The organism is Vibrio sp. 10N.237.312.B06, assembly GCF_041464685.1.
GTDB lineage: Bacteria > Pseudomonadota > Gammaproteobacteria > Enterobacterales > Vibrionaceae > Vibrio > Vibrio tasmaniensis_A.
On sequence record NZ_JBFSPI010000061.1, the window covers coordinates 24553 to 32158 of the forward strand.

At 47.0% G+C, this 7606-nt stretch carries 8 protein-coding genes; all 8 read right to left on the reverse strand.

Going from position 1 to position 7606, the window contains the following annotated elements; all coding sequences use genetic code 11:
* Positions 1-86: 86 nt before the first annotated feature.
* The gene (locus AB6C75_RS16085; RefSeq protein WP_372108169.1) at positions 87-953 is read right to left on the reverse strand and encodes a LytR/AlgR family response regulator transcription factor; all 867 of its coding nucleotides are present in this window, start codon (positions 951-953) and stop codon (positions 87-89) included.
* A 72-nt stretch (positions 954-1025) separates the two neighbouring features.
* Positions 1026-2060 carry a sensor histidine kinase gene (locus AB6C75_RS16090; RefSeq protein ID WP_372108170.1) on the reverse strand — a complete coding sequence of 345 codons (1035 nt, stop codon included), beginning with the start codon at positions 2058-2060 and terminating at the stop codon, positions 1026-1028.
* On the reverse strand, positions 2060-3352 hold the full coding sequence (locus AB6C75_RS16095; protein WP_372108171.1) for a hypothetical protein: 1293 nt from the start codon (positions 3350-3352) through the stop codon (positions 2060-2062). Before AB6C75_RS16095 ends, AB6C75_RS16090 begins: the two co-directional genes overlap by 1 nt.
* Positions 3353-3361: 9 nt before the next feature.
* Positions 3362-4138 (reverse strand): outer membrane lipoprotein-sorting protein, encoded by a 777-nt coding sequence (locus tag AB6C75_RS16100; protein ID WP_372108172.1) that lies wholly within the window; start codon positions 4136-4138, stop codon positions 3362-3364.
* Entirely contained in the window at positions 4131-5429 is a 1299-nt protein-coding gene (locus AB6C75_RS16105) for an ABC transporter permease (protein ID WP_372108173.1), read from the reverse strand. The genes AB6C75_RS16100 and AB6C75_RS16105 overlap by 8 nt, the downstream gene beginning before the upstream one ends.
* Positions 5417-6115 carry an ABC transporter ATP-binding protein gene (locus AB6C75_RS16110; protein WP_372108174.1) on the reverse strand — a complete coding sequence of 233 codons (699 nt, stop codon included), beginning with the start codon at positions 6113-6115 and terminating at the stop codon, positions 5417-5419. Before AB6C75_RS16110 ends, AB6C75_RS16105 begins: the two co-directional genes overlap by 13 nt.
* A 67-nt stretch (positions 6116-6182) precedes the next feature.
* Positions 6183-6863 (reverse strand): hypothetical protein, encoded by a 681-nt coding sequence (locus tag AB6C75_RS16115; RefSeq protein WP_017094182.1) that lies wholly within the window; start codon positions 6861-6863, stop codon positions 6183-6185.
* A gap of 165 nt (positions 6864-7028) precedes the next feature.
* Positions 7029-7606: helix-turn-helix transcriptional regulator (locus tag AB6C75_RS16120; protein WP_372108175.1), on the reverse strand; the 578-nt coding region annotated here is incomplete at its 5' end.

The window sequence follows — 7606 nt, forward strand, 5'->3', positions numbered from 1 at the left end:
TTACACAAGCTGATAGTCATAGATTATAGATCGGGTGATTTCACATCCCTTAAAACTGATTTATTAAATTCCCTTAAACAGGTTTCTCACATCCCTTTAAAAAGAGCTTGCGAGGCGCGGCTGATCGGTAACTTCTCGCCCGACACATAAGCCGACATCTGGCCTGAGAGCCCTTTCTTCACCTTATCAATGGCCGAGACTTTCACCACCACTGAGCGGTGGATCTGCCAAAATTCATCAGGATTGAGCTGCGCTATCAACTCTTTTAGTGACACACGAAGAATAAACTCCTCTAGAGAACTGCCTTGGCCTTTTTTGAATATCGATACGTACTTGTCTTCTGCTTTGAAGTAAGCGACATCATCGACGGCGATTAGGTGGATGTCTTCCCCAACACTGGCTTTGAGCCACGTGAGATGTTTCTTCTGCTGTTGGTAAAGGGGCTGCGATAGATAAGGAGGCTCCGTTTGCTGTGACGTCGATTGTGATAACTGTTGAAGCTGAGCCATTAACGCCGTGATATCGGGCTGTTCTGGCGTAATACCTGATTGTGTTTGATTGCTCGACAGACGTACTTGAACCTTCTGACAGGTAGCGAGTAGACGCTCTTCGTTGATTGGCTTCAGCAGGTAATCCATAGCATTGTGTTCAAAGGCTTTAACTGCGTATTCGTCATAAGCCGTAATGAACACAATCAATGGCGGCGAATCTAGCTTGTTGAGTTGTTTCGCTAGTGATATTCCATCCAGCTCAGGCATACGAATATCGAGAAAAGCCACGTCGGGCTTAAGCTGCTGAATACTCTGCATCGCCTCCAAACCGTTTTGTGCCTTACCGACGATCTCTAACTCCGGCCAAACCTCAGCCAAACTCTTGTCTAGGTGGTGCCTTAACAGTGCTTCATCGTCTGCGATAATCGCCGTTACGCTCGGCTGTATTGCTGGGTTGCTCATGGTTAGTCCTTTAAATTCACACTGTAAATCGTCTACTTTTCATCACTGTTCTGTGCTTTCTGATCTGTAATTCTAGGCGACTGCGTCAGTCAGCGGTAACAAGATCGTAGAGACTACCCCGCCTTCAGCGTGTTCAGTAATCGTTAGGCTTGCCTTATCACCATACAGGGTTTCGATTCTTTGACGAATATTGCTCAACCCAACACCATGCCCCGTATTCGCAGAAGGTGTTTTCAACCCTGCACCACTGTCTGACACTTCAATATTCAACTGCTCGGCTTGTTGAGTAATACGGATATTCACTTGGCCACCCGCCGCTTTGGGTTCGATACCGTGCGTGAGTGCATTCTCGACCAAGGGTTGAATCAAGAACGGGGGAATCACCTGCAAATCCCTAATCTCGTGTGTTTCAATCGAGAACGCTAAGCGCTCACCCAAACGTATCTTTTGGATATTAAGATAAGCGTCTAACAAGTCGACCTCTTGTGCGATGGTCGATTGCTCAGTGCGGCTGTTTTTCAAAGTCACACGCAACAAGTCGGTGAGTTTTTCGAGCATCAACTTGGCTTTCGCGCTATCACTCTCTATCAACACATTGATGGTCGCAAGTGTGTTGAACAAGAAGTGCGGTTCAATTTGGCTTTGCAGTTGCTTAAGCTGACTCAGCACCACCACCTTTTCTTGATCGGCCTGACGACGCTTGGCCACTTCCAATTCGTTATCAGCGCGGAGTTGTTGCTCTCGGGTATAGAAATAGTAATAACAAACCGAACAGAAGATCACACCGAGCAAGACTACGGATTTAAGGTCAGAAATATTGGTTCCGAAATATTCGTTTAACCAGTAGTGCGCATTCAAGGTACCAAAGGTCATCGCGGTCACCATTGAGATACCCACCTCAAATACCCTGGATTCTGTTTTAAACAACTTAACCAGAATAAAAGAGGAACCTACTGCGCTATAACCAAAACCAAAACTGATTGCCAGGTTAACCGTTAATCCGCCGCCCCAAATCGTTTGTGTAGTGACGGCAATAACGAAACAAAACAGAGTGGTCAGCGTAAAGCTTTTGATCCATGAAGCCTGACGGTTTGGAGAAGTGTTCATTAAAATCGTCCTTTGATATTTAAAAGAATCATATGACTATCGGGTAAGTTGGCGTAAGCAGAATCACTTTTACCGCCTAGAAAGCGTGCTGCAAGTTCCAAATCCAACGATGAATCGCCATTATCTAAAGCCTGATAATTGAGCCACTGGGTAGCAATAAAGCCGCCGTCTTGTGGAGACAACATCACATCAAATGTCGGCGTGATATCTTCAAGCCAGTCATGTGTCGAATCCAAAGACCAGTGAAACATGATGTTGTGTTGAACCAAATTGGCGTGTTGATAACCTTGCGCGTAAGAACCTGCCAGTGATGCTATCATCGGATTAACCGACAAAGACTCTGCACTTTCTATCGCGCTTTGCCACTCAGAATGACTCCACGCTCGGCTATCAAACCAGTATTCCAACACCACATTGTGACCGGTGTCATTGGCCCATGTTAATCCTGCCAACGCTTGATAAGCCTCGCCCTGCTCTTCAAGATAAACCGGTTTAAGCATTGAATCAGGCTGGCTGTAGCCAAGGCTTTGTCGTTGATAGACCACCGAACCATGAAACTCCCAAGCGAGATTCAACACCGACACTAAACTCGCCCCAAGCAAGCCGTGGCGTACATCGTCATAATAAGCAACCCACTGATACTCATGGTCACCCACTAGGTTGTAACGACGCAGCCCAAAGCCTTGTTGCTGGTTCTGCTTTTCGAATTCATTTACATCTTGGGAAGTCCATGATGAATCGCTGTAAAGCAGTGTCCACTCACCCGTCATATCGAACAATGACGCCGAAGCTACACCCGCGCCCTCTTCTGCGACAATACCGACTGGGTTCTGGCGATAAGGCTTGATGATGTCTAACGGTCGGTAGCCATAACCCACGCCCCAATCTAGGCGAACCTTACCGAGTGTCACATCAAGATAGTGGTCACCGATCGCTGAATTCGACAGATCAACACCACCTTGCCAAAACAGCTCACGCACAATGAATTCCGATTCAAAGCTCGCGTCTTGTTGTTGAGGGTTATTGCTTAGAATATCATTGGCTTTCACTGCGAACAGACCAAGCCAATTGCCATATCCAACCTCAAGATCCAGCAAGCCATTGAATGACTGACGATTATCAGACGCTAAAGGGCTGAATGGCGACTCTCGCGATTCAACGGCTTCTGCACTGAGTTGCCAATCCCACGCCAAGTTCAGATCGTCCGCTTGAATCGTGTTACTCACACAAGACAAAGCAAGCAAAGTAACGGCTGAATACTTGATGTGGAATCGGCGATTGGAAGCTTTCATGACGCTCACCTAAAGTCCAGACACGCTGTTACGCGATAGGTAGGCAGGGTTGTAGTATTTGTCTTCCAAGCTTTGTTCAATCACTTCGCGATACTCAATCACGGTTTTCTTACTCGGCTGAATCTTATCGAGCAAGGTCATCGACACTACTGTTGGTAATCCATCTCGCACGCCTTCGGTAAACCACGCTTGCTTCGCCAGTTTTCCTGAACGCAGATACAGATCCGCTTTAACTGGAAACGCTCGGTCTGCTGTTAACCACAGATCAATCGACTGATAGCTGGCACCCTTAGTTTTCGCCGCGAGCTTTAGGTGATGGGTATCGAGTGTCTCGCCCGTCGGCATCTCAACTTGTTGCTCGGCAACCCACTCACCTTGGTAATCTTCGCTCCACGTCAGCGTCGAGATGTCCCCTACCGAGGCTTCGCCCAATAGCTTTTGCATCGGCGTGATACGAATAGGACGGCGTGATTTCGGCATCAGTAGCCAATAGTTATCTTCAATCATCAGCATCTTTTGCCCAGCCTCGACGGCTGATTTGAACACCACCAATGACTCTCGGTTTGGCCTTGTGTAGACGTTGTATTCACGGGTTTTGTCCAGTTGCTCGTCTTGATATAGCGCCACCAAAGAGACCACCTTAGAGGCTTGCGCACTGTTCAATCGGTAACTATCAGCCTTGGCGATCATCTCTGTGACTTGTTGTGAATCGACTGCCCAGCTTGGCGCCGATGCTAGAACCAATACAGAACCTAAAACAGTGAGTGAACGAGTAAATTTATACATAAACCAGCGCCTCCGTGATTGGCTTATTTACGCCTTTACGAGCAGAGAAATAAGCAGCCAGCAAACATATCGTCAGCACACCTAAAGTGGCGTAACCAATCAATTCTAATGAGAAGTAAATGTTGAGTGGGTAACCTTCGGTTCTGCCGGGAGGTGGCGGCATTTGTATATCAACCACCAGCAATAACAGCGACACTAAGCCACTCACTAACGCACCGATCGCACTGCCAATCACAGCCAACAATCCCGCCTCTTTTAAGAAACCTGCCACGATTTCAGAAGGGTAACTACCAAGAGCCGACAAGGTGCCAATTTCACGAGTACGTTCCGTCACCGACATGGTCATGGTGTTAAACAGCGACACAAACACGACCAATGCCATCACTGCGCCCATGATGCCGAAGATCCGGTCGTAAAGATCTTTAACCTTGGTGTAGAAAAACGCGCGATCTTGCCACGGAGTAATCTCGATCTCTGTGCCTTGATCGCTTTGACTTGCACTATTTCGATCTAAAGCAGTTTGGATGCGCTGCTGTACGGTCGAGGTCTTACTTGTTTCAAATAGGAACACCGACAAGGTACTGACTTTGTCTGATGCTAAAAGCTCTTGCGCGGTAGTGATGTGTACATATAGCTGACGTTTGTCTAGCTCAGGAACCCCTGTCGAGTAGATACCCTGTACCTTAAAATCAAAGGCATTCAAAGCGCCATCACTAGTAGTCGCAAGCAGTGTAACCCAATCACCAACCGCAACTTTGAGGTTACGAGCAAGGTCAGTTCCCAGCATTACTTGTGGCTCTTGGCTGTCGTATCTTGGTGATTTCACATCCGACAGGGTTTGCCCGCTACGCACATCAAGAAAAGGACCTTTCATGTCAAACTCACGCTCATTAACGCCCGTTCCCATAAAAATGGTCGACTTACTGCCATTAGAAACCAAACCGCTGAAGTAGACTCGCGGCTGCACACCACGCACGTCGCTGTCGCCAATGATGCTCTTGGTTAGCGCTTGAACATTATCGAGACCATTGCTCAGCGGCATGTCTTCATCTTGCTCAAAATAACCCGGTGTGCTCAAAGTAAGATGACCAGTATCGCGCGCGGTCGATTCACGCAGAGATTCATAGGTGTAAAGCCCATAGCCACCCGCACTGGTCAGCGCAAATACCGCAATCGCGATGATCAATACCGAAAGCAGGCTGCGTCGACCGTTTCTTAATAAATTAAGCCACGCCAAACGCACCGAAGTTGGAAGCAAGAAAGTGCTCATTCTTTGCGTTAACTTGCCCATGAGATCGCCTCCGTAGTTGCGGCTTGTGGCGCCAGTTGGCCGTCGATAAGTTCAATCACTCGATCGCAGCGCTGCGCCATTCTTGGGTCGTGCGTTGCGACGATAAAAGTCGTGCCCATTTCGTGGCCGAGCTCTTTCATAATGTCGATCACAAGGTTGGCGGTGTGGCTGTCTAAGCTAGCGGTCGGCTCATCGGCAATCACCAAGCTTGGGTTATGGATAAGGGCTCTAGCTATCGCAACACGTTGCTGTTGGCCGCCTGAAAGGTTGTCTGGGCGATGATGAACGTAATCCCCCAATCCAACACGCTCCAGCATATGTTGTGCTCTGGCCTGTTGCTCTTGTTTCGAGCATTGGTTCAACATCAATGGGTAAGCGACGTTTTCAAGCGCTGTCATGACAGGAACCAGATTGAAGCGCTGAAAGACAAAACCCAACGACTGACGACGAAAACGTGCAGCGGCGATTTGCTCTGTCGGATACGCTTTTCCATCAATATTGATCTCGCCTCGGTAATCCATATCCAACAATCCAAGAATATTCAAAAGTGTGCTTTTGCCAGAACCTGATGGCCCACATAACGCCACCATTTCACCACGTTGGATATGTCCATCGACCCCGTTTAATGCATCAACACGTTGACCGCCCGTGACATACGCTTTGCCGATACCTTTAAATTCGATCATTTCATTGTCCTCTGAAGACCAGCTCGTTAATGAGATTTAGTAAACCGTTATTTAGCATTCGCAGCTGTTATTTGGCTTTCGCTATTAGGGCCTTCGCCGTCATGGTTTCGATATTGCCAGCATCGGCAGTTTCCATTTGTTCTAGCCACGCTTGTGCTTGCTTAAGATCTTCAGCACGAATCGATGCGGTAATGGCGTAACGGTAAATCCACGAGGTCGCAGCGAAATGTTGTTGTTGGAAATCATCTTCCGCGAGTAACGAGAGGAACAGGTCATAACCACGATCAAAATGGTTAAACATGTCTGGTAGCGAAGTGTAAGTAACGGCGGCCATTGCGCGAGTTAGGTAAGAATCTGGCAGCCCTTGAACACGAGGTTGCTCATGAATCGGTTGGTCTTCGTCTTTAAGCAGCACCAGTGATTTATCAATGGTCGACAAACCCTTTTCCACATACTTCATCTTGTTCCAAGGTAAGAACGCATCACGCCCCATCAGGGTTTCTGTGCTTCCGAGGTAAACCAAGGTCAGTGGTGTCGCACCGTCTTGTTGCAGCGTGTCATTAAGGCGTTCGTAAGCCACCTCAACCAGATCTTCATTGCCTTGCGCGGCTTGATTGTAGATATCGAGCACGTCAGAGCTTGGGTTAGCCAAAGCTAATGACGGTGCAAAAGAAACAAGTGCAATCAGTAATGAACGCTTAAGCAGAGAAGTGGTAGAGCCTGAATTAAATGAGTGTGAAGTAGTCATGATTTCTAATCCCTTTCAAATGTTGACGTTGAAAGGTTAACCACAAACTGTCACGCCGTTTTATCAATGCGACGAATGGTAATAACAAGGAGTGAATGGTTGAGTCGGGCCGCGAATGGTTGAGATTGATCAGACTTTGACAGAATGCTTTTTTAATACAGATCACTATTCCAGAAGACGGCTTCGAAATGCTTTTGGCGTAAGCCCGGAGTGCTGTTTGAAGACCTTCGAAAAATAACTACCACTTTGATAACCCAAATCTAGGGCGATATTGGTAATTGATTCATTAGAATTGGTTAAACGCTCTTTAGCAAGATTGATGCGATAAGCCTGTATCCAGCTTGCAACACCCATGTTGAACTGTTCTCTAAATGATTGCTTTAAATAACACTCATTGGTTGCAAGCTCCTTAGATAGGCATGGTATATTCCAATCGATATGAGGTTGCGTTGCGATAAGGTCACAGGCTTGCTCTGCTAGAGATTTAGGTTCTTTATGCACCATGAGTAGTGCTAATAACTCCAATATTTTACCTCTTAACCACACCGTCCGGGCAATACCTTGAAAATTATTGCTCCAAACTGATTTAGCAACATTGAGAACCTCCCCTGTTAGTGGCATCTGCCAACCAGTTTCATAAAGATCAAAAGGTTTGAATGATGATTTTCCACTTTGGGGAAGTAAGTTTTTAGGGCGTGTTGATCTTTCGTGAGTGTTTTTTGAACAGCATGGTAAAGAGTTAT